At 62.9% G+C, this 22,969-nt stretch carries 21 protein-coding genes, 1 tRNA gene and 1 other annotated feature; of the genes, 11 read left to right on the forward strand and 11 right to left on the reverse strand.

Annotated features, from left to right (window positions below; translation table 11 throughout):
- Positions 1–121 precede the first annotated feature (121 nt).
- Positions 122–1,549, forward strand: a complete 1,428-nt coding sequence (locus BZF61_RS02940) for a L,D-transpeptidase family protein (RefSeq protein ID WP_086617130.1) — start codon at positions 122–124, stop codon at positions 1,547–1,549.
- On the opposite strand, the gene BZF61_RS02945 is transcribed toward BZF61_RS02940, so the two are convergent.
- The 3 genes from BZF61_RS02945 to BZF61_RS02955 all read right to left on the reverse strand — a co-directional run bounded on the left by BZF61_RS02945 (position 1,550) and on the right by BZF61_RS02955 (position 3,573).
- Positions 1,550–1,954, reverse strand: coding sequence for a hypothetical protein (locus tag BZF61_RS02945; RefSeq protein WP_086617131.1), 405 nt, complete (start codon positions 1,952–1,954; stop codon positions 1,550–1,552).
- Positions 1,955–2,058: 104 nt separating this feature from the next.
- Entirely contained in the window at positions 2,059–2,760 is a 702-nt protein-coding gene (locus BZF61_RS02950) for a murein L,D-transpeptidase catalytic domain-containing protein (RefSeq protein ID WP_086617132.1), read from the reverse strand.
- 498 nt (positions 2,761–3,258) lie between these two features.
- Positions 3,259–3,573: an ArsR/SmtB family transcription factor gene (locus BZF61_RS02955; RefSeq protein WP_086617133.1), complete on the reverse strand. Its 315-nt coding sequence runs from the start codon at positions 3,571–3,573 to the stop codon at positions 3,259–3,261.
- Between the two features lie 142 nt (positions 3,574–3,715).
- On the opposite strand from BZF61_RS02955, the gene BZF61_RS02960 reads away from it, so the two are divergent.
- The 4 genes from BZF61_RS02960 (at position 3,716) to BZF61_RS02970 (ending at position 5,741) form a co-directional block, all read left to right on the forward strand.
- Positions 3,716–4,066: an ArsR/SmtB family transcription factor gene (locus BZF61_RS02960; RefSeq protein ID WP_086617134.1), complete on the forward strand. Its 351-nt coding sequence runs from the start codon at positions 3,716–3,718 to the stop codon at positions 4,064–4,066.
- Positions 4,067–4,192: 126 nt separating this feature from the next.
- Positions 4,193–4,333 carry a hypothetical protein gene (locus BZF61_RS15740; RefSeq protein WP_158094047.1) on the forward strand — a complete coding sequence of 47 codons (141 nt, stop codon included), beginning with the start codon at positions 4,193–4,195 and terminating at the stop codon, positions 4,331–4,333.
- A complete protein-coding gene (gene arsB, locus BZF61_RS02965) occupies positions 4,330–5,403 on the forward strand; it encodes an ACR3 family arsenite efflux transporter (protein ID WP_086617135.1) in 1,074 nt (357 codons plus the stop codon). The genes BZF61_RS15740 and arsB overlap by 4 nt, the downstream gene beginning before the upstream one ends.
- Positions 5,404–5,405: 2 nt before the next feature.
- Positions 5,406–5,741 carry a YnfA family protein gene (locus BZF61_RS02970; RefSeq protein ID WP_086617136.1) on the forward strand — a complete coding sequence of 112 codons (336 nt, stop codon included), beginning with the start codon at positions 5,406–5,408 and terminating at the stop codon, positions 5,739–5,741.
- 238 nt (positions 5,742–5,979) lie between these two features.
- Here the strand turns inward: BZF61_RS02970 and BZF61_RS02975 are convergent, their stop codons facing one another.
- Genes BZF61_RS02975 through BZF61_RS02985 form a run of 3 tightly spaced genes read right to left on the reverse strand, consistent with a single transcriptional unit; the run spans position 5,980 to position 8,688 of the window.
- A complete protein-coding gene (locus BZF61_RS02975) occupies positions 5,980–6,321 on the reverse strand; it encodes a TraR/DksA family transcriptional regulator (RefSeq protein WP_086617137.1) in 342 nt (113 codons plus the stop codon).
- Between the two features lies 1 nt (position 6,322).
- Positions 6,323–7,174 carry a universal stress protein gene (locus tag BZF61_RS02980; RefSeq protein WP_086617138.1) on the reverse strand — a complete coding sequence of 284 codons (852 nt, stop codon included), beginning with the start codon at positions 7,172–7,174 and terminating at the stop codon, positions 6,323–6,325.
- 29 nt (positions 7,175–7,203) lie between these two features.
- Positions 7,204–8,688 (reverse strand): SulP family inorganic anion transporter, encoded by a 1,485-nt coding sequence (locus BZF61_RS02985; protein ID WP_086617139.1) that lies wholly within the window; start codon positions 8,686–8,688, stop codon positions 7,204–7,206.
- A 98-nt stretch (positions 8,689–8,786) separates the two neighbouring features.
- Positions 8,787–8,840: a sequence feature (sul1 is cis-regulatory element that is thought to sense ions involved in sulfur or methionine metabolism; They are found in Alphaproteobacteria), on the reverse strand.
- Between the two features lie 797 nt (positions 8,841–9,637).
- Between BZF61_RS02985 and BZF61_RS02990 the strand changes: the two genes are divergently transcribed.
- The 3 genes from BZF61_RS02990 to BZF61_RS15525 are packed head-to-tail and all read left to right on the forward strand — an operon-like array spanning position 9,638 to position 14,994.
- Entirely contained in the window at positions 9,638–13,786 is a 4,149-nt protein-coding gene (locus BZF61_RS02990; RefSeq protein WP_211276707.1) for an Eco57I restriction-modification methylase domain-containing protein, read from the forward strand.
- Positions 13,787–13,789: 3 nt separating this feature from the next.
- Entirely contained in the window at positions 13,790–14,755 is a 966-nt protein-coding gene (locus tag BZF61_RS15520; protein ID WP_143736877.1) for a GAF domain-containing protein, read from the forward strand.
- Positions 14,756–14,808: 53 nt separating this feature from the next.
- Positions 14,809–14,994 (forward strand): hypothetical protein, encoded by a 186-nt coding sequence (locus BZF61_RS15525; RefSeq protein ID WP_143736879.1) that lies wholly within the window; start codon positions 14,809–14,811, stop codon positions 14,992–14,994.
- A 354-nt stretch (positions 14,995–15,348) separates the two neighbouring features.
- Here the strand turns inward: BZF61_RS15525 and BZF61_RS03005 are convergent, their stop codons facing one another.
- From BZF61_RS03005 to BZF61_RS03025, 5 genes are all read right to left on the reverse strand, one after another.
- Positions 15,349–15,549, reverse strand: a complete 201-nt coding sequence (locus BZF61_RS03005; RefSeq protein ID WP_086617142.1) for a helix-turn-helix domain-containing protein — start codon at positions 15,547–15,549, stop codon at positions 15,349–15,351.
- Positions 15,550–15,640: 91 nt separating this feature from the next.
- Positions 15,641–16,306 carry a hypothetical protein gene (locus BZF61_RS03010; RefSeq protein ID WP_086617143.1) on the reverse strand — a complete coding sequence of 222 codons (666 nt, stop codon included), beginning with the start codon at positions 16,304–16,306 and terminating at the stop codon, positions 15,641–15,643.
- Complete coding sequence (locus tag BZF61_RS03015) at positions 16,306–17,538, reverse strand: tyrosine-type recombinase/integrase (RefSeq protein WP_086617144.1); 1,233 nt, start codon at positions 17,536–17,538, stop codon at positions 16,306–16,308. Before BZF61_RS03015 ends, BZF61_RS03010 begins: the two co-directional genes overlap by 1 nt.
- A 201-nt stretch (positions 17,539–17,739) precedes the next feature.
- Positions 17,740–17,813: transfer RNA gene (locus BZF61_RS03020), tRNA-Gly, on the reverse strand.
- A 61-nt stretch (positions 17,814–17,874) separates the two neighbouring features.
- The gene (locus BZF61_RS03025) at positions 17,875–18,615 is read right to left on the reverse strand and encodes an endonuclease/exonuclease/phosphatase family protein (protein WP_086617145.1); all 741 of its coding nucleotides are present in this window, start codon (positions 18,613–18,615) and stop codon (positions 17,875–17,877) included.
- 406 nt (positions 18,616–19,021) lie between these two features.
- Between BZF61_RS03025 and BZF61_RS03035 the strand changes: the two genes are divergently transcribed.
- From BZF61_RS03035 to BZF61_RS03045, 3 genes are all read left to right on the forward strand, one after another.
- Positions 19,022–20,515 carry a CoA-acylating methylmalonate-semialdehyde dehydrogenase gene (locus BZF61_RS03035; RefSeq protein WP_086617147.1) on the forward strand — a complete coding sequence of 498 codons (1,494 nt, stop codon included), beginning with the start codon at positions 19,022–19,024 and terminating at the stop codon, positions 20,513–20,515.
- Between the two features lie 113 nt (positions 20,516–20,628).
- On the forward strand, positions 20,629–21,447 hold the full coding sequence (locus BZF61_RS03040) for an NTP transferase domain-containing protein (protein WP_086617148.1): 819 nt from the start codon (positions 20,629–20,631) through the stop codon (positions 21,445–21,447).
- Between the two features lie 16 nt (positions 21,448–21,463).
- Positions 21,464–22,771 carry a lipopolysaccharide biosynthesis protein gene (locus tag BZF61_RS03045; protein ID WP_086617149.1) on the forward strand — a complete coding sequence of 436 codons (1,308 nt, stop codon included), beginning with the start codon at positions 21,464–21,466 and terminating at the stop codon, positions 22,769–22,771.
- The last annotated feature ends 198 nt before the right edge of the window (positions 22,772–22,969 follow it).

Below are 22,969 nucleotides of genomic sequence, written 5' to 3' on the forward strand. Positions count from 1 at the left end.
AAGCGCACGATTGACCTGTGCACAAGCGAAGGCGGTTGATAGAGCAGTCCCGGGACGGGTATGGTATCTTCCTCGGAGATGCGGCCGCGCAGGGTGGCCGTGCGGGGTTGAAGGCGATTTGATGATAAGCTTCACGGGCAAACTGGTAGGCGGGATCGCGGCTCTGGCGCTGCTGGCGGGAACGGCGATCGCCCAGACGCAGCCCGCGCGCAAGGATGTGATCCCTGGCGGCCAGCAGCAGGGTGGTCCCCAACCCGCGCCACTTCCCGCGCCCGCGCGCCCGCCCGCCAGCAAGGACGGCGCCTTCGAGGCCGCCTTTCCCCAAACCGTATCCGAACCGGTGGTGCAGGCGGGCATGGAAAGTCCCGATCCGCTGGTGCAGCCCTGGACCATCGCCAATGCGAGCAAGCTGGTTGCGGTGATCGAGGGGATCGGCGCGGAAGGGCTCGATCCCAATGACTATGATCTCCAGCCGCTCAAGGCGGCGATTGCGGCCGGGCCCTCGCAGGAGCTTGACACGCTCGCCTCGCAGAGCTTCGCCTGGCTGGTCGAAGATCTGCGCGACGGGCGCACTCCGATGGACGCGCGCAAGCAGTGGTTCGTGGTCGATCCCGATCGCGAGATCTTCCCTACCGGCCGTCTGCTGACCGAAGCGCTCAAGACCGGCGATATCGCCGGAACGCTGGCGAAGCTCGCCCCGACCCACCCCGATTACGCCCGGCTCAAGGCCGAACTGGCGCGTACGCCGGCGAGCGCGACGGCCAAGCGCAAGCTGATCCGCGCCAACATGGACCGCTGGCGCTGGCTGGCGCGCGATCTGGGCCCGCAATATCTCATAACCAACGTCCCCGAGTTCCAGCTGCGCCTGACGGTCAAGGACAAGATCATCAGCACCTATCGCACGATCGTCGGCAAGCCGGGACGCACCGCTACCCCGCAGCTTGCCGAGATGGTCGAAGGCGTCGTGTTCAACCCGACATGGACGGTGCCGCAGTCGATCGTGAAGGGCGAAGGGCTGGGCGCGCGTGCGCTTAGCAATCCGGCCTGGGCACGGCGCAACGGCTATGTCGCCACCCGCGGGGCCAATGGCTACATCACGGTCGTGCAGCAGCCCGGGCCGGGCAATTCACTGGGACAGATGAAGCTCGAAATGCCCAACGAGCATGCGATCTTCTTCCACGACACGCCCTCGCGCCACCTGTTCGCCAATGAATTCCGCGCGCTCAGCCATGGCTGTGTGCGCACCGAGCGGGCGCTGGAGCTGGCGATCACCATGGCGATCCTCGGCAAGGGGGCGACCAAGGAGGAGGCGCTGGCGATCTCGAACTCGGGCAAATACACCAAGGTGATGCTGCAGAAGCAGTTTCCGGCCTATATCACCTATTTCACCATGGCATCGGACATCAACGGCGAGATGGCGACCTTCGCGGATATCTACGGCCGCGATGCGCCGGTGTTCGCCAGCCTCGACAAGCCGCGCGTGCGCAACCGCAGCGCGGTGCCGACCGACGAGGTAATCGTGATCGAGGACGATCTGCAGGACAGCTAGTCAGCAGCTTCGGCAAAGAGGCTGAGACTGCACGCGGACAGCACCGCGCGACGGTAGCAGGCTGGCAGGCGGAGCATAGGCGAGGATCGTCAGGGCGAGGAACGGGCCGTCATCCCTGAACAGGGGGGCGCCCCGAAAAAGCAGTTCCGCAGAATCCTCCCGCCGGCATCGTCGCCCCCCTGCAGGTGCTAGTCCGGCCGGCGTGTCGCGCCTGCTGCCTAAGGCCCACGCCACCGGCACGCCAATCGCGGCGACCAGCACAGCGCTGACGAGTGTGCCGATTGCCATCATCATCAAGACGGCGAAGATGACGAGGGGCACCATCACGAGCGACTGCACGTCGAGAGACAGGCCCTCTTCGACTCCTGCGACCAGTCCGGCTGCCAGCAGCCAAACGATGCTCACTACTGTGAGGAGTGAGGCGGCTTGAAGGCTTGCGGGCGCAACTCCGGCCAGCGCAGCCCCCGCATCGCGTTGGAACGCGGCGAGGCTGGGCGCTAAGCCATGCGCTAGAACGCGTTTGCTGCGGCGTCCGGACCGAATTGCAGCGCGTTGCGCTCATAACGCGCCAGTTCGGGCAGCGGCTGGATGCTGCCGTCTTCCTCGAGACCCAGCGAATCGGCATACAGCAGCCGTCCGCCCGACAGATGCATCAGCGCGATGCGGAACTGTTCCTCGCCCATGGCGAAGCACCCGTTGGAGCGCCCGAGGCGACCCCAGCGTTCGATATGGGCCGGTTCGGCATAATCGGCGCGGTGCATCACGATGTAGCGCCGCAGCGCTGCATCATTGGTGGGATCAAGCCCGCCAAGGCGCACCGAAGTGCCGTAGCGGCCCTGATACCATTCCCAGGTCACATAGGCGCCGCGGCTGGTGGCGTTAGAGCCTTCGGTGTTCGAGAACTGCTTGAGCCAGCCGTCATGCTGCGGGTCGGAGCCTGTGCCGTGGCTAACGTGATAGGATTTGACCTCGCCCCGTTCCAGATTGACGAAGTGAAAGCGCCGCTTTGCCGAATGCAAACCGAAATCGGCGATGCCGACGATGTCCTGCCTCCAGATCGCATGGCCTGCACGCAGCAGTTCGCGCTTGGCGATGTCGAACAGGATTCGGTCCCGCGGGGTACCAGGCGCCACAGACGCGAAGACGCGCGTCGGCAAGGCCAAGGCCGCTCCGACTGCCAGGGTGCCCTTCAAAAGGTCGCGCCGCTTCATCATCGCGTAACGTAACGCCCAAGCCTTGCGTTCCCAATAACCCAATTGCTCCACGGGCACGGCTCATCGCAGATCTGCGTCAATTCGTGGGAGTTTCGCCGGTTTCGTCAGACGCCTTGGTCGGCATCACCGTCTCGCCCCAGCGCAGGCCATTGCTGACCACGCAGATGATGCCGCTACCGATCCCCATCGCCGCAAAAGCGCGCGTGCAAAGCCTTGCGCCAAGCGCACGCAATCCCCGCCCGCCCATTCATGCACGTGCGCTCCAGACCGAGCGCCCCCGGGCCATGCCGTCACCATCCGCCGGCGCCGTCCTCGGCGTTGAGGATGAGGAAATCGGCTCCGGCGCGCCGCAGCTCTTGTGCAGGCAACAGCCGATCTGATCGCCGCAGCTAATTGTAAATAGCGAACCAGGCAATCACGAAAATCGCAATTCCGGCGAACCACGTGGTCGGCGATTTGCGGGCCTGATCCAGCGATGCGGCGAGCGTGTTCATGTCAGGCAGCCCTTTTCTGGCAGGCCGATTGCGGCAGAGGCGGCAAGGCGCGCAGGACAGCTTCGATCACCGCGACCCATGCGGTCGGCAGATCGGCGCGTCTGCGATAGCGCACCCACTGCGCATCGCGCCGGTCGGTCAGCAATCCGGCCTGCTTGAGACGCTGTATATGCCGCGACATGCGCGATTGCGTCACACCGAGCCGATCCATCAACTCGCAGACACAATGCTCGTCCCCGTCCCAAATGATTTGCAAGGCGCGCAGCCGCGTGGGCTCGGCCAGCGCGGTTAACAGGTCATCGACGTGCATGTTCATGTTACCTGTATATGCGCATATGCGCATTTCCGCAGGATATTGATTTCCTCGGATGAACCACAGTTTTTACAGCCATCGAACCATCGATTGACGCCATGTCTCCAGATCAATAATTCGATGAAACTGGAAAGATCGATGAATCATGGATGACTTGACCCCGCAAGTCTGGGCCGTCGACGCGCTCGGCGCCCTCGCGCATGAAACCAGGCTCAGCGTGTTCCGCATGCTGGTGAAAGCCGGGCCCGACGGTCACGTCGCGGGCGCCATCGCCGAAATGGCGGGGGTGCCACCCTCCACGATGTCGCACCATCTGGCGACCTTGGAGCGTGCGGGCCTCGTCCAGTCCGAGCGCGAGAGCCGCCTCATCCGTTACCGCGCCGATTACAGCGGAATGCGCCGCCTGCTGACCTTCCTGATGCAGGATTGCTGCCAGGGCGCGCCGGAAATGTGCTCTGATCTGGTGGCGGAGGTGCAATGTGATCCCGCGCGCTGAAGGATCCGCAATCTTCGATAAGATCGATAGCCTTCGGTTCCTGGGGAGCGGCATCGACGCGCCGGCAATGAAGCACAAGTTGGGGAAAATCGGCCGGGCGGAAGGTGCAGCCGCTGGAGCAGGCGAATGAACCCTGAAACCGTCAACCTTGCCCAGCCGGAAGGCGGCGCCTCGTGCAGCGCATTGGCCAAAATCCGCCATGATGGCGCACTGGAGACCAAAGCTGCCGCCAACCATGCCGGCGCCAGACAGGAGCATCTTTCGTGACCCAGCCCGCCAAACGCGAAGGCCTCTCGTTCCTCGATCGTTATCTGACCCTGTGGATTTTCCTGGCGATGGCGCTCGGCGTTGCCTTGGGGGCCACTTTCGATTGGCTGCCCAAGGCGATTGACAGCCTTTCCTGGGGCACGACGAACATTCCCATCGCCATCGGCCTGATCCTGATGATGTATCCGCCGCTGGCACGGGTGCGCTACGAGGAGTTGCCACGCGTGTTCGAGGACAAGCGGGTGCTGGCGATCTCATTGATCCAGAACTGGATCATCGGCCCAGTGCTGATGTTCGCGCTCGCCGTCACCTTCCTCAGCGACAAGCCGGAATACATGACCGGGCTGATCCTGATCGGTCTTGCCCGCTGCATCGCCATGGTGATCGTGTGGAACCAGTTGGCCAAGGGCGATAACCAGTATGTCGCGGCGCTGGTGGCCTTCAACTCGATCTTCCAGATCCTGTTTTTCAGCGTCTATGCATGGTTCTTCCTCGCCTTCCTGCCGCCGCTGTTCGGGCTGGAAGGCAGCGTCCTTCAGGTGAGCTTCTGGACCATTGCCGAAGCCGTGCTGATCTATCTGGGCATCCCGTTCCTTGCCGGCTTTGTGACCCGCAAGTGGCTGACCAGGGCCAAAGGCAAGGAATGGTACGAAAAGACCTTCCTGCCCCGGATCGGCCCTGTCACCCTGTTTGCCCTGCTGTTCACCATCGTCGCCATGTTCAGCCTCAAGGGCAACGAAATCGTCACCCTGCCGGGTGACACGATCCGCATCGCTATTCCGTTGACGCTCTACTTCGTCGTCCAGTTCACCATCAGCTTCTTCATGGGCAAGCTGATCGCCAGCGACTATCCGCGCACCACCGCAGTGGCGTTCACGGCTGCGGGCAACAATTTCGAACTGGCGATCGCGGTCGCCATCGCGGCCTTCGGGTTGGCCTCGCCAGTCGCCTTTGCGGCTGTCATCGGACCATTGGTGGAGGTGCCGGTGCTGATCCTGCTGGTCAATGCCGCCTTCTGGTTCGGGCGCCGCTGGTTTGCGCAAAGCATGCCGGCCGACATGCGGGCATGACCATGCCGAGCGCGCCCGCACTGGGCATCTTCCTCGCCGCCGCTTTCTTCGAGATTGCGGGATGCTTTGCCTTCTGGGCGTGGCTCCGGCTTGGCAAATCCATCGGGTGGCTGTGTCCGGGAATCATATGCCTCACCATCTTCGCATGGATGCTCACGCTCGCGCCAAGCGATGCCGCCGGACGGGCCTATGCCGCCTATGGCGGCGTCTATATTGCCGCCTCGCTGCTGTGGCTGTGGGTTGTGGAGCGCCAGCAGCCTGACCGCTGGGATTTGGCAGGCGCTGCCGTCTGCATTCTCGGGGCGGCGATCATCCTGCTTGCACCGCGAACAGCGTGATGCGAGCGCCCCTTGATCATGACCGACTTGCGACAGCCCGCCAAAAAGCACGTGAGGCCTCGGCCCGATGGGCGCACCGCTACGCGACCAGCAGCTGCCCGATCCCGAACCTCGCCCGCCGCACCAAGGGGCAAGGCCCCGCACCTTGCGGTGCCGGCACATTCCACCGCTATCCGGCTGAGCTGCCATGCCACACAGACTGGCAGCATCGGCTGAAGCAGAGCCGAACCCGAAGCGATCAGCCCGCCCCGGAGGCGCATTCGAGGCACTTGACCACGGTTGGATCATTGCGCAGCCGCGCCTCAGCAATCGCCTCGCCGCAGATCACGCAATAGCCGAAGTCGTCACTCTCGATCCTCTGCAGTGCTGCATGGATGGCGATGCGTTCCGTCCGGCGACGCCGCTCCTGGGCCAGCGCCATGGCCTGCATCTGGATGGCGTCGATCCGCGAAAGGCGACCGACGCTGTCCTGTTCCAGCGTGACGGGATTGCGCCCTTCGGCGCTGATCCGGTCCTGCTCCTCGATTTCGGCGAGCCGTGCGAGCAGTTGATCGCGGAAGAAGTTGGGATCGATCGCCATGTCAGCGCACCAGCAGCACCGGCGCCTTGACCGTGCGGATCATCGCCGTCGTGGTCGAGCCGATGAACATCTGCCGCAGCGGCGAGTGGCCGTAAGCGCCCATCAGAAGCAGCGCATTGGGCGTGCTCGCCACAAGCTGCGGGATCACCTGTTCGGACCGGCCCGGATCGAGCAGCGCCGTCACCTGATGGTCCGCGGCGAATTCGGCCTCGGCTTCATCCAGCAGGGCGCGCTTGGCCGCGCCTTCGGCCTCGGCCATGACGATGGTGACGGCAAGGCCCGCGAACAGGGGCGAATGGGCGAGCCGTTCAAGCGCGCGCCGCGCGGCCGGACTGGCATCATAGGCAAAGACCACGTGCTGCGGCTCGGTAAAGGCGCGGTTTGCAACCAGCACCGGCTTGGCGCTCGCGCGCACCACGCGTTCGATGATCGAGCCAAGCTCGCCGGGGGTGAATTCGTGATCGGTCCCGCGCTTGCCCATGACCAGCAGCCGCGCGTTGTCCTCGCGCTCGACGATGGTTTCGACCACGCCGCCATGACGATGCAGGGTGGTGACATCCGCGATCCCGGCATCGCGCAACAGCTGCGCCCCCGCCTTGAGGATCACGCGCCCCTTTTCGATCTCGGCGCGGCTGCTGGCTTCGGACAGGCGCACCAGTTCTTCCATCAGGTCGCTTTTGACGCCCAGCCCGATCGCCCCCGACAGATCGCGCCGCGCCGTCACCGGATCCTGCTGCTGCACCACATGGAGCAGTTCGACCGGCAACGAGAGGCGCTTGGCCGCCCATCCGGCATAGGCGCAAACGCTGGTGGCATAGGCCGAAGCGTCGATCGCCGCGAGCACGGTTTCCATGGCCCTTTGTTCCATAATCGCCTCTCCCATCAGTGGCCTCCCATCTGCGCTTCGGCGCCGGGCTTGTCGTGTATGGCGTATCGCTGGATCAGCGCAGCGCTGGTTTCATTGAGGCCGACCACCTCCACCGCGGTGCCCTCGCGCCGGAACTTCAGGATCGCCTTGTCGAGCGTGCCGACCGCCGAGATGTCCCAGAACTGCGCGTCCGACACGTCGATCACCACGCGGTCGAGCACTTCCTTGAAATCGAAGGCTTCCACGAAGCTTTCCGAACTCGCGAAGAACACTTGCCCCGAGACGCGGTAACGGCGGGTGAGGCCATCCTCGGAAAGCTGCGATTCGATCGTGAAGCTGCGCTTGACCTTGCTGGCGAAGAACAGGCCCGACAGGATCACGCCCGCGCCAACACCCTGTGCCAGATCATGCGTCCATACCGTGATGACGACCGTCGTCAGCATGACGACCGAGGATTGCCAGGGGTGGTGGCGAATATCCTTGATCGAGCGCCATGAGAAAGTGCCGATCGAGACCATGATCATCACCGCGACCAGCGCCGCCATCGGAATGATCGCCACGAGCGAGCCGAGCGCCACGATCAGGAACAGCAGGAACACCCCCGAAACCAAGGCTGAAAGCCGCGTCTCGCCGCCCGATTTCACGTTGATCACCGATTGCCCGATCATCGCGCAGCCGCCCATGCCGCCAAGGAACCCGGTGACGAAGTTGGCAATTCCCTGACCCTTCATCTCGCGCTGCTTGTCGGACGGCGTATCGGTCAGATCATCGACGATCTGTGCGGTCATCATCGATTCCAGCAGGCCGACCGCGGCCATGGTCGCCGAATAGGGCAGGATGATCTGGAACGTCGCAAACGTGAACGGCACGTCGGGAATGAGGAATGCCGGCAGCGAATCCGGCAGCTTGCCCATATCGCCCACAGTGCGCACGTCGAAGCCGAGATACCACGCGAGCGCGGTGAGCACGATGATGGCGACCAGCGGCGATGGCACGGCCTTGGTGAGGTAGGGGAACAGGTAGATGATCCCAAGCCCGCCTGCCACCAGCGCATAGGTCAGCACCGGGACGCCGATCAGTTCGGGCAGCTGCGCCATGAAGATGAGGATCGCCAGCGCATTGACAAAGCCGGTGATCACCGAGCGCGAGACATATTGCATCAGGAGGTTCAGACGCAGGAACCCAGCGATGATCTGGATCACGCCCATCAGGATGGTCGCGGCAAAAAGGTATTCGACCCCGTGCTCGCGCACCAGCGGCAGCACCAGCACCGCGATCGCCGCCGTTGCGGCAGAGATCATGCCGGGGCGACCGCCTACGAAGGCGATGATCACGGCGATCGAAAAGGAAGCGTAAAGCCCGACACGGGGATCGACGCCTGCGATAATCGAAAAGCCGATCGCCTCGGGGATCAGTGCCAAGGCGACAACGATACCGGCGAGAATGTCCCGCCGGGGATTGGAAAGCCATTCGCGCCGAAGCGCGACAAGATTGAACATGCAAGAACCTGTCTGCACAATGCACGACCGGCGCCGCCAGTGCGACGCTTTCAATAGGCTGCAATCACGGATGTGAGGCGAAGGAGCCGGTCAGGAAAGGTTGTCCCGGGGATAGGCGCCGGGCCGAGCCACCCGGCCAGGCCGGGTCCGATTGAAGGCCCTCCCTAGCGGCTGATCGATATTGCTGCAAGTGCGAAGAGTCTGAGAGTTGACCGGCAAGATCCGGATAGGCGCAGTGCGCCTGGCTTCCCCAGCCGCAGTCATGATCATGACCGATCGGCGAATGCGGCAATAATCAATCGTCGACGCGGCGAGGAGGCCGGCCAGCCGGGTTCGCCCCCCGCGCGGCGGTTCGTCCCCTTGGCAGCGCTTGTCGCGCCGCTTGGCTGACCGGTCCGCAACATCGGCCAGCGGCATGACGCATGGCAATTTCTGAACGTGTGGCTCCTGGGCGGGGACGAACCCAGTCGCCCGGAAATCTTTGGCCCCGCGCAATGGCCTCGAACGGCCGCGTCCACAGCGGGACAAGGAGCGATATTTCCACCCGACCGAAGGGATGATCCCCCTCACCTTCTCAAAGACCCATAAATTTTGAGGCCATTTGGGAAGGGAGGGCTGGAGGTGAAGGGAATCCTAAACGCGGCCGAAAAAACTGAATAAAAGCGTAATTTTGAGTTTTGCACTCCGCCATACCCCCATAAATACCCCCAAATCGCTCTCCCTCTGAGCGATTGGCAGGCCGAGAGTCACTTTCGCACTCTTCACACATGAGCCTGAAAAATGCCGAAAAACTGCGGTTCCTACCCCCGCGAAGTTAGAGCCAGCTGCGCTCCTTGACCGCTTCGAGCCGACGAAACTGCGTCAAGGAAGTTGTTTGCAGTTTGACCCTTCACCTTGAAGTTATGCTGTCCAGCTTGGCGGCTGGCGCTGGCGTGGTTATGCCTTGCCTGTGACCGATGCAACGCTCTTTGCCGCTGGTGCCCTTTTCACTCAGGACTATCTGGAGGAAGGGATCACCCAATCCCAAGCGTGGGCCGCTACCGATGCGGTCGCGCTGCGCGAAACGCTGGCGGCGATCCTCGCGGGCTTCCCTCATGCCTCCAACCCGAACGAGGCCACCACCGAAAGCGATTTTGTCTGGCCGGTGCTGCAAGCGCTCGGCTGGTCCGACTACCTCACCCAGCAAAACCTCTCTGACAAGGGCCGCGTGGATGTTCCCGATGGCCTGCTGTTCATCGATGCCGAGGCCAAGGCCACGGCGAACGAATGCGCCGAGGAGTGGAAGCGTTACGAATTCGGCGCGGCGATCGTAGAAAGCAAACGCTGGGGCCGCGCACTGGACCGTGCGGAGGGGCGCAAGGGTGCTGATCGTGAAACCCCGTCCACCCAGCTTTTGCGCTATCTCAGGCGCATCGATGATCTGACGCGCGGCGTGCTACGCTGGGGCATTCTCACGAACGGGGCGCGCTGGCGGCTCTATTTCGCCGGTGCCCGCTCCACTATCGATGAATATCTGGAGATCGATCTGGCCCGCATCATGGGGCTGGATGGCGATCTGCCGGAGACCGGGATCACCGATGCCCAGCGCGATCACTGGCTGCGCGTGTTCGCCACCCTGTTCCATCGCAGCGCCTTTGAACGCGCGACAAGCGATGCCCCCAATTTCCTTGAGCGCGCCCGCAACGATGCTGCTTTCTACGAGGAACGGGTGGCCAAGAGCCTATCGGACCTTGTGTTCGATCGGCTCTACCCGACGCTGGGCAAGGCGGTGGCCAAGGCTGCCCCAGCCGATACCCCGCTGGACGATATCCGGCAGGCAACCCTGATCCTCCTATATCGCCTTCTGTTCATACTCTACGCCGAGGATCGCGGGCTGTTGCCGGTCAAGGATCGCCGTTTTGACGATTACGCCCTTCGCGTGGCGCGGCTGGACGTGGGCCGGCGCAAGGATGAGGGCGACGCATTCTCCACCATAGCGGACACGATATGGCGGCGCTTTGCCAGCCTCGCCAAGATGATCGACAAGGGCGATCCGTCCGTGGGCCTGCCTCCCTACAATGGCGGGCTTTTCAGCGCCGAGGCAACCCCGCTGCTGGCCAACCTGTCGCTCGGCGATGATGTGATGGCCGAGGCGCTGGACATCCTATCTTGGGAACAGCGCGGCGGGCGGCGGCGCTATATCAATTACCGCGATCTATCGGTGCAGCAACTCGGCTCGATCTATGAGCGGCTGCTGGAATTCGAGCTGGTGCGCGATGATACCGGCGCGCTCGATATCCGCCCCAACATTTTCGCCCGCAAGAACTCCGGCAGCTATTACACCCCCCATGATCTGGTGCTGCTGATCCTCGATGAGACGCTGGCCCCGCTGATCGCAGATGCCCACAAGGCTTTCCGCGACCGGCTGGCCAGCCTCAAGCCCGGTGACAGCGAGGATTACAAATTCACCGAGCTGCAAAAGGTCGATCCGGCCAAGGCGATCACCCGCCTGCGCGTTTGCGATCCGGCTATGGGATCGGGGCATTTTCTTGTCTCGCTGGTGGACCGCCTCACCAATCACGCGCTCAATGCCGTGGCCGAGGCTGCCGCGCTCGCCATGCAGGAACACGGGCTGGAATACGAAAGCCCCGTTTCCGAGGAAGTGCGCAAGGTGCGTGCCACGATTCGCGGCAATGCCCAGGACGCGGGCTGGACCGTCGCCGAGGAACAGCTCGATGATCCCCAGCTGGTAAAGCGTATGGTGCTCAAGCGCTGCGTTTATGGCGTGGACAAGAACCCGATGGCGGTGGAACTGGCCAAGGTGGCGCTATGGCTCCACACCTTCACTGTCGGCGCGCCGCTATCTTTCATCGATCATCACTTGGCGGCTGGGGACAGCCTGTTCGGCCTGTGGGTGCGCGATGCGATCGACAAGGCAGGTAAGGGCGGGGAGCTGTTTCTCCACGAACCGCTCCAGCGGGCGCAGACACAGGCGCGCGTCATGGAGACCATCGAATCCCTCACCGATGCCGAGATTGCCGAGGCGCATCGCAGCGCGGAAATGTGGGAAGGCGTGGAGGCGCAGACCGGCGAGCTGGATGGCTTTGTCAGCTTCATGCACGCGCTCGACTGGCTGGACCTCAAGGACGATTTACAACGTGCAGCGGTTCAGGCGTTGCTGACCCAACAGTTTGGCGATCCGATCCCGATCATCAGGGGCAAAGTGGGGCCGTTCGCTCGCCAATCATCTTTTGAAAAGTCGGGTAGCTCTGACCGGCTTAAATCGCAGAAATTTGAAACTGGCGAGTTGCTGGATTGCTTGAACGACATCTTAACCAAGGCGCGCGCGCTGATCGACGAGGAACGCTTCCTCAATTGGCAGATCACCTTCCCCGGCGTGTGGAGCAATTGGGCAAGTGCCGGGCTGGAGGGCGGCTTTGATGCCGTGGTGGGCAACCCGCCTTGGGATCGCATCAAGCTGCAACAGGTGGAATGGTTCGCAGCCCGTCGGCCGGAAATTGCCAGGGCGCAGCGCGCTTCGGATCGCAAGCGAATGATCGCGGCGCTGGAGAAAGCGGGCGATCCGCTCCACGCCGATTACGTGAAGGCCGACAAGCGCGCGGCCGATACGATGCGCGTCGCGCGCAGCGGCGGACATTATCCCTTGCTTAGCCGGGGCGATATCAACCTCTACAGCCTGTTTGTGGAGCGCGCGCATCGGCTGGTGAAGCCCGATGGCATGGTGGGGCTGCTCACCCCCAGCGGCATCGCCAGCGATCTTTCGGCAAGCGCTTTCTTCCGCAAGGTGGCGACTGGTAGCCATGTGAAGGCGCTTTACGATTTCGAGAACAAGAAGGTCTTTTTCCCGGACGTTCACGCCAGCTTTAAGTTTTGCGTGATGACCTTCAGTCCCAACCGAACGTTCGGTGCGGCGCAATGCGCTTTTTATCTGCACACGTTAGATGAAATGGCCGATCCGGACCGGCGTTTTCCGATCACGGCACGAGACTTTGCTCGGGTTAATCCCAACACAGGAACCGCGCCGATTTTCCGCACCCGGCGCGACATGGAATTGACGACCGCGATCTACGCCCGCGCACCTGTCTTGGTGGATCGTTCGAGCGGGGAGGAGGTCCAAAGTTGGCAGGTCAAATATGTGCGTATGTTCGACATGACCAATGACAGCCACCTGTTCCGCACCCGCGCAGAGTTGGAGGAAAAGGAAGGGGCATGGCACGTCGGTTGCAATCGCTGGCAATCGGCGGCTGGCGAATGGGTGCCGCTTTATGAAGGCAAGATGGTGCAGGCATTTGATCACCGGGCGGCGGGGGTGAGGATCAACCCGGAAAACGTGAAGCGACCCGCCCAACCTTTCGAGACGACCGAAGCTGAAAAGGCTGATCCTAGTTGGCTTCCCGACCCACAATTTTTTGTCAGGCGCGCGGAAGCTAAGCCGAATGGCGACTGGCACGTTGGAATAAAACATGTGACGGCCGCGACAAATATGCGGTCGATGATCGCCGCATTCGTGCCTGCTTGCGGTGCTGGCAACTCTCTGCCGATTATCGATTGGTCAGGCGATGCCCCTAATGCGGCCCTTGGGCTGGCTTGCATGAATTCGACACCCTTCGATTTCGTGCTGCGCCAAAAGCTGCAGGGGCAAAACCTCAACTGGTTCATTGTCGAACAACTCCCCATCATTCCCCTGGCCGCCTACACCCGCCAATTCGGCCCCAAGACCGCTGCCGATATCGTGCGTGAGGCGGTGCTGGAGCTGACCTATACCGCGCATGACATGGCCCCCTTCGCCCGCGACATGGGCCATGTGGATGCGGCTGGGGAAGTGCTGCCCCCCTTCAAGTGGGATGAGGATCGCCGGCTGGCCCTGCGCGCCAAGCTCGATGCGCTCCATTTCATCCTCTACGGCGTGTTCGATCCCGCCCTGCCCGGCCATGACGCGGCCAAGGCGCGCGATGATGTGCGCTACATCTACTCCACCTTCCCGATCGTGGAGCGTCAGGAAGCCGAACGCTGGGGCCGCTATCGCAGCCGCGACCTGTGCCTTGCGTGGATCAACGCGCTGCTGGCAGGCCAGCCGGATGCGAAGGTGGAGGGGTGAAATATGGCTGAGGATGACGGAAAAAGCGTGTTCTCTGAGCTTGAGCATCGCCTCAAGCCGAACCGGCAAGGAGCGTTACGAAAGATCGGCGACCGAATCCTAGCCCTCGAGCAGCTTCGTCTTTGGTTTGTGATCGTTGCTGGCTTCGGCGCAGCGCTTGCCGCTTTGGCGAGGGCTTTTCCGGGTGATGCTGGGCTGGTCCTCGTCTGCGTTGGGGCGGCGCTTGCTTTGGTCGGCGGTGTATTCGTGGCCCGCTTCGACTTTCGCAAGTTGGAACTGACCGCATTCTTGAACGAGGCAGAAAGCATTGCAGAGGATGCGATCAAAGAAGGACGTCATCTAGAGGCCCGGCAATCTGCGGCTGAGGCATTAGATACGCGAAGGTTGGCCCTGCTTGATGCCAATAGGGTTATGCGGGAGACATTGGAGCAAGCTCTTCTCTTTGACGATGCGGATCTGATCTCCACACTTGAGTTGATGGTCGACACTTCGCTCTCACATCTTCTCGTTTCTGTTGGTTTCAGCCAAGAAGAGGCATGGGTTCTTTCAATCTTTCAGGTCCAAGGCGATGAGCTTGTTCGGGTGGTCGCAAGACGCGCAAAGCGCGCTGATGAGAAAAAGGAGTCCCGTCGCTGGAAGAAAAACGAAGGCATCGTAGGCGCAGCGTGGGCGCGTGAAAATGTCGTTATCGTAGCTGACGGGCAGGACGATCTAACCGCTGACGAGCTCAAGGTGCCGACAGGCCTGCAGCACCCAGACGATAAGGAGCGCTACCGCTCCATGGGAGCCGTCCCAATACGGTTAGGTGATCCAGCCGAGATTTGGGGAGTGGTTGCTTTCTCGTCCGATCGAGCGGGAAGGTTCAAGCGAGCGCCGAACGATCGTCAAGAGCAGGCAGTCGATACCGTCCGGCTGGTCGCACACATGACCGCATTGGTCGCGGCCACCTTTAGGCGCATCAAAGGGTGACCTTCTCAGATTCATTCTTACATGATAGAGGTTCGGCCAAGGGAGCAAAGGCTATGGAACGCGCAACACAGATTGACCCGGTTGATGCGCTTGAGCGCGATGAGGAACAAGCTATCGCTGCCGTTGTGCGTGCGCGCTTTTCCCAAGGTGACTACGCGCGCGCGCTCGAAACAATGGAAGCGGTCAATGTTCGGCGCCGAATGATGCGCCAGCGTCAAGCTCTTCGACGCTCTGCCTGAGTCTACGCGATCTAAGCCAAGTCCCTTGGCAGTTGGTGAGACCGGAGCGAATGGGCATAGGACGACTACCCCTAGCGATGAGCTTGGTTTCGCTCACTTGCTAGAGGCAGTCCGGCCCATTCAAAGCTTGGCAGTCGGAGCCGACCGTCGCTTTAGGGCGCTTCCGGTCTGGAGGTAGCCGGACGCTCGGTGGTTGCTTGCGACGCTATCCTCCGCGCCGTCGATCACCCCTCCACCTTTCGGACTGGGTGAGCCACTGTTATCGAACCCCCCTGGTGTGGCGTTACGACCTCGCCGCCAGTGTATTGAGCTCCCCGGCGAGGAAGCCCGGCTCAAGGCCGGGATAGGGTAAGCTCAGGCCGCACCCCCTTCGATCAGGGCGTGGAGCGATGCGGCCGGTATGATGGTACGGTTGCCGATCTTGCGGGCCTCCAGCTTCCCTTCCTTGATGAGAAAGTAGAGGTAGGTCTTGCCAAGGCTGGTGGCCTTGCAAGCTTCCTTCACCGAATAGGCGAGGGGCTGGAGCCGATCGCCTGATTGCTGGCTGTTGCTCATATGAACTCCGTTTGCTGGCCGAACGCATCCGGCTTCGAACGGAGAACTACATAACGACAGAAACGGCAGAGTCCCGCGCGGTTAATTCGGATTATTCTGGTTTGGAATTTTCCGTATCCGCCAAATGCGCGCGGATGCCAGCAAGGATGCGGCGCTTCTGGTTCCCCACTTCGCGCTCAGGCGTATCACGGTGAACCAAGCTTAGTGCAATTTCTGGGTGGGGGCGTTGATCTCCAGCCAGTATCATTTCGAAGCCCTTTTGTGCTTGTTCCCGCTCCCATGAGTTGCGCGGACCTGATGGGGCGCCTCGCCGCTTTTTGGGCTTTCCTACAAGCTCCGCCAGGAGAGCCTTCGCCTTGCTCGTTTGGATCGCAATGCCGTGAAAGTGGATCTGAAGGGCTTCGAAGGTGCCCATGTCCAAATCTGTGGTTTCGAATTGCCCAGACACCCAATCCATGTGGGCCGACTGCTCCGGTTCATCGGGATCATCGACCCATTCACTGCCCAGACTTGCAGACACGCTGTTGAAGTCTTGCCACATAAAGTGCGGGATCGGTTGGCGGTGTGTGTCGCGGGGTAGCCGTTCCTTGCGCTGACCGTTCTCACCCCAAGTGAATTGCCGCCGATATCCAAAGGCGGTGAGGCCTGCCTTGATTTCCTTTAGCAGACGATCGGCAAGCCCCCATTCGTCAATCCCGGTGCGCGTTGCTTGCTCGAACAACTCTCCGAGAGGGGTGAGCTTGGGATGGTGGGTCATCACTTGCTCCGGCTGGCGGCGAGCTGAACAATATCAGCGCCCTTGCGAAGCTGATCCAGATAGTCGCTCCACCACTGAGCCATATCGACGCGTTCTTTCCAATGTGCGCCGCGGTGATAGGCTGCCCTCACCTTGTCGCCGTCACCATGGGCAAGTGCTCGCTCGATCGCATCGGGGCTCCACTTGCCGCTTTCGTTCAGCAGGGTGGATGCCATCGCGCGGAAGCCGTGGGCGGTCATTTCATCAGTGGTGTAGCCCAGCCGCCGCAGCGCCGCGTTCAAGGTATTGTCGCTCATGGCGCGGGTGCGGCTGCGGATCGAATGGAACACGTATCCGCTCGGCCCTGTCACTTCGAACACCTCGCGCAGGATCGCCACCGATTGCCTCGATAGGGGGACATGATGCGCTTTCCGCATCTTGGTCTTGCTAGCCGGGATAACCCAAAGCGCCTGCTCCAGATCGATATCGGCCCACTCCGCATGGCGAAGCTCGCCGGGGCGAACGAATACATGCGGGGCGAGTTGCAAGGCGAACTTGGTGATGCCGCTCCCCTCATATCCATCAATGGCGCGTAGCAAGTCACCCACTTTAGACGCATCGGTGATTGCCCCGTAATGGGTGACCTTCGGGGCAGTAAGCGCCCCACGCAAATCTCGGGTAGGGTCTGATCGCAGCCGAGCCGTTGCCACGGCGTAGCGGAACACCATGCTGGACAGTTGCAGGGTGCGCCGCGCGCTCTCCAAGTTGCCCTTGTTCTCGATCTTGCGGATCGCGGCGAGGATATCGGCTGGTTCAATGTCGGATATGGGCAGGCTGCCGATCGAACCGTAGAGCAAGGATAGCAGATACTCGCTGCGCGTGGCCGTGGCTGGAGCCCAGCCCTTTTCACCATCGCGCCGCCGCTTTGCACAATACTCGGCAGCGATTGCCTTGAAGGTGTCGGCTGCTTCCATGCGCTTTCGGATCTTGTCGCGCTGCTTCTCACGTGACGGGTCTTTGCCCTTGGCGAGCAATTCCCGCGCATCTTCCCGCCGCTTGCGCGCATCGCTCAGGCTGACTGCCGGATAGGCGCCCATGGCCAGCAGCTTTTCCTTGCCTTCAAACCGATACTTGAATCGCCACAGCTTCCCACCAGCCGGGGTGATGAGAAGGAACATTCCCTTTTCATCGCTGAGCTTGATGGCCTTTGGGCCTGGCTTTGCCTGCCGGATCGCTATGTCGGTGAGAGGCATTTTTGGGTGCACCCTTGCTTTCTCGATACCCCCATGGGCGGGGGTATCGCATCGGCTCTCCACTGATACCCCCTCAATTATACCCCCAGCGCAATGCGGCAGGGAGCGAAAGTGAGCGAACCGGTGTGAACCGATTGCGAGGAAATATCAGCATTTCTGGGGGATTGTCTAGGCGGCTATGAGTGCCTGTGAACGCGGAGGTGGAGCGGGTGAAGGGAATCGAACCCTCGTCGTAAGCTTGGGAAGCTTCTGCTCTACCATTGAGCTACACCCGCGCGCGATGCCTGTTGGGCATTTCAGGCTGCGCGAGCGCTTGCCATGACTGGCATCCAGCCGTCAACTGCCAGCTTGCGCCCCCTCATCGTCGAGCGTGAATTCGGCCCATACCGGCAGGTGGTCCGAAGCAGTGGCAGCGAGCGCGCTTTGGTGCACTCCGCAAGCCTGCACCACCAGCCGATTGCAATGCATGATCCGATCGAGCCGGCCCACGGGGCGGCGGCTGTGAAAACTTGGGCCGCAGTCGAGGATGTGGAAATGCCGTCCGAACTCGCGAAAGGTGGCGCATTGCGTGCGCCATTCGTTCAGATCGCCCATCAGCACCGTGGGTCGCTGGCTGCGGGCCACTTCGGCAAGCTGCACGATCGCCCGCGCCTGCCGCGCGCGCCACAGGCCGGACAGATCGAGGTGCATCCCGAACACCGAAAGCGCCCCTGCGGCGGTTTCCAGCGTCGCGGTCACCACCCCGCGCGGCTCCAGACAGGGGATGTGGATGATATCGTGACGGGTCACGGCAATGCCGCGCTTCACCAGGATTGCATTGCCGTGCCAGCCGAGCGAATCCTGCTGAACGTCGAGCGGGACGGGCACATAGTCGGTATGGTGCTCGATCATCATCGGCGGCAGGACGCTGCTGCGCACCCCGAATCGCCGGTCTGCCTCCTGCAGCGCGATGATATCCGCATCCAGCTCGCCCAACACTCTGAGAACCCGCAGCGGATTGCGCTTCCCGTCGGTGCCCACCGCCTTGTGGATGTTGTAGCTGGCAAGCCGGATGCGGGTGGGCGGATGATCGGACATGGGCTAGTTCACCATGCGCGAGGCCCCGATGCGCTGCAAGCTCCGCGCTTGCGCGCAGGGATATGGGCGCCGGCTAGCTGCGCGGCCAAGGGGCGCGGGGCGGCGCGTGCAGGGTGCATTCCGATAATGGTCATCCACAGTTTCCGGCGAAACCGGCTGCCGCTTGCGCGCACAGCGGCCGCGCGGCATGGTCGCAGCCCGGATCGCAGGCAGGGCGGCCAGCGGGTCGATTTCCGCACCAAGGAAAACGCCTTCTTCGACGGCACGCGCGTGCCCAGAATCGATGGGCGGCAGACCGAAATCAGGCTGATTCCGTCAGGCGGATAAGCATTTTTGGGGGGAGCCGCACCCCTTGTCAGCATCGGCGCGCAGGGCCAAAGGAAAGGCCAGACAGGAGATCCCTACCATGCGTCAGATCGACCACTTCATCGTCGGCGATACGCCGCCTGCCACCCGCAAGCACAGCGTCTGGAACCCCTCGACCGGTGAGGTGCAGGCCGAAGTTGCGCTCGGCGATGCCGCGCTGCTCGCCCGCGCGGTGGAAACCGCCAAGCGGGTGCAGCCCGCCTGGGCCGCCACCAACCCGCAGCGCCGTGCGCGGGTGATGTTCGCCTTCAAGCAACTGGTCGAGGCGAACATGCAGAGCCTCGCCGAGTTGCTTTCGAGCGAGCACGGCAAGACCATCCCCGATGCGCGCGGTGATGTGCAGCGCGGGCTGGAAGTGATCGAATATGCCTGCGGTCTGCCGCAGATCATGAAGGGCGAATACACCCTTGGCGCGGGGCCGGGGATCGATGTCTATTCGGTGCGCCAGCCGCTCGGCATCGGCGCGGGGATCACCCCGTTCAACTTCCCGGCGATGATCCCGATGTGGATGTTCGGCATGGCCTGTGCGGCGGGCAATGCCTTCATCCTCAAGCCTTCCGAGCGCGACCCTTCGGTGCCGGTGCGACTGGCTGAACTGTTCGTTGAGGCAGGCGCGCCCGAAGGGCTGCTGCAGGTCGTCCACGGTGACAAGGAAATGGTCGATGCGATCATCGATCACCCCGATATCGCCGCGATCAGCTTCGTCGGCTCGTCGGACATTGCGCAATATATCTACGCGCGCGGCTCGGCCAAGAACAAGCGGGTGCAAGCCTTCGGCGGGGCGAAGAACCATGGCATCGTGCTGCCTGACGCGGACTTGGATCAGGTCGTCACAGACCTTACCGGCGCCGCCTTCGGCTCGGCGGGCGAGCGCTGCATGGCGCTCCCCGTGGTGGTGCCCGTGGGCGAGGAAACGGCGGAACGCCTCAAGGAAAAGCTGCTGAAGGCGATAGCCGGCCTGCGCATCGGCGTCTCCAACGATCCCGACGCGGATTACGGCCCGGTCGTCACCCCCGAGCACAAGGCGCGGATCGAACAGTGGATCACCACGGCTGAACAGGAAGGCGCGCAAATCGTCGTCGACGGGCGCGGCTTCTCGCTTCAGGGCCACGAAAAGGGCTTCTTCGTCGGCCCCACCCTGATTGATCACGTCACCCCGCAGATGAAATCCTACCAAGAGGAAATCTTCGGCCCCGTGCTCCAGATTGTGCGGGCGAAGGACTTCGAGCAGGCGCTGCGCCTGCCCAGCGAGCACCAGTATGGCAACGGTGTCGCGATCTTCACCCGCAACGGCCACGCGGCGCGCGAATTCGCCGCGCGGGTCAACGTCGGGATGGTCGGCATCAACGTGCCGATCCCGGTGCCGGTGGCCTATCATTCCTTCGGCGGGTGGAAGCGTTCGGGCTTCGGCGACATCGACCAATATGGGGTCGAAGGGCTGCGGTTCTGGACCAAGAGCAAGAAGATTACCCAGCGCTGGCCCGACGGCGGCGGCGACGGCTCCAACGCCTTCGTCATCCCGACGATGGGGTGAGGCGCAAGGGCGCTTGCCTCAGGCGCGAGCCTGCCGCCTTGCCGCTCTTGTGGCACAAGCCCCGCCATCCGCGCTTGGCTTTTGCCCCCGCATGCGGCTAAGGGCCGCGCGCTATGGTAAAGGACATCAGGGCAACCGCGCTGGTCATGGCGGGCAGACGTTCGGGCGTGCACGATCCGCTTGCCGAGCGCGCGGGCGTTTCGCAGAAGGCAGTCGTGCCGATCAACGGCGTGCCGATGATCGAGCGGGTGGTGGCGCAGGTCGCCGCCTGCCCGATGGTCGGCGCAATCCGGGTGGTGGCGCATGACGAGGGCGAGATCGCCCGCCTGCCCACCATCGCCGCTTTGATCGCGGAAGGCCGCCTGACGATGGTCGAGGGCCGCTTCAACATCGTCGATTCGGTCTTCGCCGGGGCCGAAGGCGCGCAATTTCCGTTGCTGATCACCACCGCGGACAACTGCCTGCTCACGCCCGAAGGCTATTCCGAATTCATCGCCAAGTGCCTTGCCGAGGACGCCGAGGGCGCTGCCGCGCTGGCGCGGCGCGAGGATGTTCAGGCGGCTGACCCCATCGGCCAGAAGCGCTTCTACGAATTCCGCGACGGCGGCTATTCCAACTGCAACACCTACTGGCTGGGCAGCGCCAAGGCGCTCTCGGCCGCCGAGATCATGCGCGAGGGCGGGCAGTTCATCAAATACCCGCGCCGCATCATCAAGGCCTTCGGACTCATCAACCTCATCCGCTTCCGCATGGGCTGGGGCTCGAAGGAAAAGCTGTTCGCGCAGATCTCGCGCCGCTTCGGGTTCAAGCTGGTGCCGGTGGTGCTGTCCGACGGGCATTTCGCCATCGACGTCGACAACGAACGCACCTTCAACGTCACTGAGAAGATCCTCCGCCGGCGCGAGGGCGACCGCACGGGAGCCGCGGCCTGATCGGGTCTGCCACGCGATGAAGCGCCTGTTTTCCAACATGGGCTGGCTGCTGGGCGGGCGCGGATTCAACGCCATGCTCAGCCTTGTCTATCTCGCGCTCGCCACCCGCGCGCTCGGCACGGTCGGCTTCGGCCATTTCGCGCTGATTGTCGCGCTGGGTCAGGCGATCACCGGTCTTGCCAATTTCCAGACCTGGCAGTTCATCGTGCGCTGGGGCGCCAACGGCGATGGCGGCTCGGTCGATCCCGCCAAGGCCAGCGAGGCAGCGGGCTTTGCGATTGCGCTCGATTTCGTCTCGGTCGCGCTCGGCCTTGCGCTGGCCGGCGCGGTGATCGTCAGCGCGCCCTACTGGCTGGAGGTGCCGCAAGAGCTGTTGTGGCTCGCCTTTGGCTATTGCGCGATCAGTCTCGCTGCGATCCGCACCACGCCGACGGGTATCCTGCGCCTCCACTTCCAATATGCCCGCGCCGCCGCGGCCGAGGCGGTGCAGCCGATAATCCGCGCTGCGGGATCGCTGCTCGCCTTCTTGTTCATGCCTACCGTTACCGGCTTCGTCCTCGCCTATGCCCTGGCCGAGATCGGGGTGGCCATTGCGCTGTGGCTGGTGGCCACGCGGGTGCAGCCGCTGCGCTGGCGCGCGATCAGCCTCAAGGCGCTTCCCGCACGGCACGAGGATGCCTGGCGCTTCGTCGTCTCGACCAACCTTTCGGGCAGTCTTTCGATCGCGGGCAAGCAGGTGATGATCCTGCTTGTCGGCACCTACGGTGGGGCAGCGCTGGCGGGTGGCTTCCGCGTGGCAAGCCAGCTCGGCCAGGCGCTCGTCAGCCTTGCACAGACCGTCAGCAAGGCGATCCTGCCCGAACTGGTGCACGCGCGTGAGAACGCGCTCGAGATCGCGCGGCGCATGGCCAATATCGCTGCTGTCGGCGGGGTGATCGCGGTGGTCAGCGCTCTGGTGTTCGGGCGTGTCGGCCTCGAACTGATCGCCGGCGCGGAATTCAGGGTGTTCTATTGGGCGATGGTGATCCTTGCCATCGCCGGGGCGGTCGAACTGGTGGGCGCAAGCCTTGAATCGCTGCTGGTCTCGGCCGGCAAGGCGCATGTTGCCTTTATCGTGCGCGCGGTGCCGACGCTGCTGGCGCTGGTGCTGCTCGACGCGGCGATCGCCTGGAATGGCGCCAAGGGCGCGGCCTTCGCGATGCTGGGATCGAGCAGCCTTGCGGTAATCGGCTTTTACGTTGCAATCCTCAACCTCAGCCAGATCCGGCTGGTGGTGGAACCCGACGAGGATAGGGGCGAGGAAGGTGCGAAGCCCACCGGGTAACCGGTTTGCGGCCCATCTTCAGCAACAGCTCTGCCGGTGCCCACCAGCCAAGCTCACCCCTCGAACGCGAGCTTCGGCTTTCGCGCCGCTGCGGTCTCGTCCAGCCGCCGCCGGGGGGCGTAGTAGGGGGCCTGCTTCAGCCCCTCGTCGCCCGCCAGTGCGCGTTCCACCACGGCGCGGAACGCCGCAATGAACTGG

It is taken from the genome of Erythrobacter tepidarius (assembly GCF_002155695.1).
GTDB lineage: Bacteria > Pseudomonadota > Alphaproteobacteria > Sphingomonadales > Sphingomonadaceae > Erythrobacter > Erythrobacter tepidarius.

Excerpts from the sequence above, each read along its gene's own strand:
- BZF61_RS02940 (WP_086617130.1), top strand. The coding sequence starts at position 122 with ATGATAAGCTTCACGGGCAAACTGGTAGGCGGGATCGCGGCTCTGGCG.
- BZF61_RS02950 (WP_086617132.1), bottom strand. The coding sequence starts at position 2,760 with ATGAAGCGGCGCGACCTTTTGAAGGGCACCCTGGCAGTCGGAGCGGCC.
- BZF61_RS02955 (WP_086617133.1), bottom strand. The coding sequence starts at position 3,573 with ATGAACATGCACGTCGATGACCTGTTAACCGCGCTGGCCGAGCCCACG.
- BZF61_RS02960 (WP_086617134.1), top strand. The coding sequence starts at position 3,716 with ATGGATGACTTGACCCCGCAAGTCTGGGCCGTCGACGCGCTCGGCGCC.
- BZF61_RS15740 (WP_158094047.1), top strand. The coding sequence starts at position 4,193 with ATGAACCCTGAAACCGTCAACCTTGCCCAGCCGGAAGGCGGCGCCTCG.
- BZF61_RS02970 (WP_086617136.1), top strand. The coding sequence starts at position 5,406 with ATGCCGAGCGCGCCCGCACTGGGCATCTTCCTCGCCGCCGCTTTCTTC.
- BZF61_RS02975 (WP_086617137.1), bottom strand. The coding sequence starts at position 6,321 with ATGGCGATCGATCCCAACTTCTTCCGCGATCAACTGCTCGCACGGCTC.
- BZF61_RS02980 (WP_086617138.1), bottom strand. The coding sequence starts at position 7,174 with ATGGAAACCGTGCTCGCGGCGATCGACGCTTCGGCCTATGCCACCAGC.
- BZF61_RS02985 (WP_086617139.1), bottom strand. The coding sequence starts at position 8,688 with ATGTTCAATCTTGTCGCGCTTCGGCGCGAATGGCTTTCCAATCCCCGG.
- BZF61_RS15520 (WP_143736877.1), top strand. The coding sequence starts at position 13,790 with ATGGCTGAGGATGACGGAAAAAGCGTGTTCTCTGAGCTTGAGCATCGC.
- BZF61_RS15525 (WP_143736879.1), top strand. The coding sequence starts at position 14,809 with ATGGAACGCGCAACACAGATTGACCCGGTTGATGCGCTTGAGCGCGAT.
- BZF61_RS03005 (WP_086617142.1), bottom strand. The coding sequence starts at position 15,549 with ATGAGCAACAGCCAGCAATCAGGCGATCGGCTCCAGCCCCTCGCCTAT.
- BZF61_RS03010 (WP_086617143.1), bottom strand. The coding sequence starts at position 16,306 with ATGACCCACCATCCCAAGCTCACCCCTCTCGGAGAGTTGTTCGAGCAA.
- BZF61_RS03015 (WP_086617144.1), bottom strand. The coding sequence starts at position 17,538 with ATGCCTCTCACCGACATAGCGATCCGGCAGGCAAAGCCAGGCCCAAAG.
- BZF61_RS03025 (WP_086617145.1), bottom strand. The coding sequence starts at position 18,615 with ATGTCCGATCATCCGCCCACCCGCATCCGGCTTGCCAGCTACAACATC.
- BZF61_RS03035 (WP_086617147.1), top strand. The coding sequence starts at position 19,022 with ATGCGTCAGATCGACCACTTCATCGTCGGCGATACGCCGCCTGCCACC.
- BZF61_RS03040 (WP_086617148.1), top strand. The coding sequence starts at position 20,629 with ATGGTAAAGGACATCAGGGCAACCGCGCTGGTCATGGCGGGCAGACGT.
- BZF61_RS03045 (WP_086617149.1), top strand. The coding sequence starts at position 21,464 with ATGAAGCGCCTGTTTTCCAACATGGGCTGGCTGCTGGGCGGGCGCGGA.